Origin of the sequence: Dolosigranulum pigrum ATCC 51524, from assembly GCF_000245815.1 — a bacterium.
GTDB lineage: Bacteria > Bacillota > Bacilli > Lactobacillales > Carnobacteriaceae_A > Dolosigranulum > Dolosigranulum pigrum.
The window spans coordinates 952,798-955,337 of record NZ_JH601103.1 but is presented as its reverse complement, the minus strand read 5'-3'; the positions used below and the strand labels follow the sequence as shown (position 1 = coordinate 955,337).

Below are 2,540 nucleotides of genomic sequence, written 5' to 3'. Positions count from 1 at the left end.
GTATTATCTGGTGTTTCGTTTGTTCCAGGAGCTTCTGGTGTCTCACCTGGTTGACCCGGTGTTTCTTCCGGTGTACTTGGAACATTTGGTGTTTCATTTGGTTGTTCCGGAGTATTATCCGGTGTTTCGTTTGTTCCAGAAGCTTCTGGTGTCTCACCTGGTTGACCCGGTGTTTCTTCCGGTGTACTTGGAACATTTGGTGTTTCGTTTGGTTGTTCCGGAGTGTTATCTGGTGTTTCACTTGTTCCAGGAGCTTCTGGTGTCTCACCTGGCTGTCCCGGTGTTCCTTCCGGTGTACTTGGAACATTTGGTGTTTCGTTTGGTTGTTCCGGTTTTACTTCTGGTGTACCCGGGATACTTGGCACTGTATTTAACCCTCTTCCAGCTGATCTTAGTCTACCCGGTGTTCTCGAGTTGTTTGACTGTTCCGGTGTGTTATTTGATTTTTCATTTGTGCTAGGATTTTCAGGCTGTTCTGGTTTGCCTGGTTCAACTGGAGTATCATTAATTACAAGGTTAATAATTAAGTTACCCACTAACAACTGTTTGACATTATTCTGATTGGTTAAGTTGAACGTTCCTACAAGAACTTGGCCATTATTGACAAATACATTTAATTGATTGATTTGTGTATTTTTGTCAATTTGAGTTTCATTCGTTAAGCCATCTTTATCTTTTACGATAACTTTTGTAAGGACTACCTCACCATTCAAGTTTAATGTTTGGTTGATTGTTAAGGATACATCACCGAAGTTGTACGTATTATTTGTAACAACTTGGTTACTGTTTTGGTTTTGTGTCTGGTTTTGATCTTGAGATTGGTTATTGGAATTCTCGATGTTAATGTTACCATTGTTTCCAGTTAAATCTTTTCCATCCTTACCATCTCTTCCGTCTCGACCGTCACGGCCATCTTTACCAGCTGGACCCGTTTCACCTCTGTCTCCTTTAGAGATAGTGATTGTTGAGCCATCTGAGAAGTGAACAACTGTATTTCCTTGCTCGTCTTTCACTTCTTTAGTAACGGTAATGGATTGACCATCTTCACCTTTAGCTTTCACACCTGTATCTTGGCCTGCAATGAACCAGTTGCCATTTGAGCCAATTGTTGGAGTGAAACCATCCTTACCATCTCGACCGTCTCTTCCGTCACGACCATCTTTTCCAGCTTGGCCTGGTTGACCTTTTTCACCATCAGTGACAGTGAATGTCTGAGTTTCACCAGTCTTTGGATTCGTAATGGTCACGACATGCGTCTTGCGACCGTCATTACGTTCAATTGTTTGAACGGATACTTTAGGAGTCGTACCATCTTCACCATCGAAGACAAATTCACGGTCTAGCTCGACACCATCTTCATTTCGAATAATGATGTATGAACCTGGACGACCATTCTGTTCACCACGTTCAACTGAAGCAGTGACTGATTTACCATCCTTACCGTCAGTTCCGTTGTAAACATCGATACTATTGCCAATTTTCTCCCCAGTTACTGGGTCAGTGAAGGTTAACGTGTAACCGACAATTCGACCGTTTTGATCTCTAATTAGTGTCTGGCTAACGTTCGGTGTTTGACCACGTTCACCCTTATCACCTTTCTGACCTTGATCACCTTTGTCTCCTTTAGACATAGTGACTGTTGATCCATCTGAGAAGTGAACAATGGTATTTCCATCAGCATCTCTTGTTTCTTTTGTGATAGTAATAGATTGACCATCTTCACCTTTGGCTTTCACACCAGTGTCTTTTCCAGCGATGAACCAGTTACCGTTTGAACCGATTGTTGGCGTCTCGCCATCTTTTCCATTTTGACCATCTTTTCCGTCTTTACCATTACGGATAATCTGATCTCCTACAATACGACCATTACCATCACGAATAATAATTCTTGTCCCAACAGTTTGACCGTTAGCATCTAATACATTACTTGATTCGATAGTCGGTGTTTGACCATTCTCTCCGTCAAAGATAAATTCACGGTCAATTTCGGACCCATCTTCGTTTCGGATAATGACGTAAGTTCCTGGACGACCATTCTGTTCACCGCGTTCTACTGAGGCAGTCACAGAGTTTCCATCCTTACCGTCTTTACCTTTCTCGCCATCGAAGATGAACTCTCGATCAATTTCTGTCCCATCCTCATTTCGGATAATGACGTAAGTGCCTGGTCGACCGTTCTGTTCACCTCGCTCAACTGAAGCAGTGATGGATTGACCATCTTTTCCATTCTTACCATTCGGAATGAATTGGTCACCAACTTTATTCCCATCACCATCACGAACGATAATTCTAGTTCCAGTTACATTGCCATCTGCATCAAAGACATTTGAAGTTTCAACTGTTGGTGTCTTACCATCTTTTCCTGACTCTCCTTTTTCACCACGATCACCTTTGTCTCCTTTAGCAATCGTAACTTTAGATCCATCAGAGAAGTAAACGACTGTATTGCCATTTCCATCAGTCTCTGTTCTTTCAACTGTGATAGATTTTCCATCTTCACCATTTTTCACTGTTTCTGTTCTGATGAGTTCATCTTCACC

General features: G+C 42.1%; 1 protein-coding gene. It reads right to left on the bottom strand.

Going from position 1 to position 2,540, the window contains the following annotated elements:
* Positions 1-2,540, bottom strand: a 2,540-nt coding sequence (locus tag HMPREF9703_RS04385) for a collagen-flanked surface repeat-containing protein (protein ID WP_004635923.1), incomplete at both ends; no start/stop codon positions are given.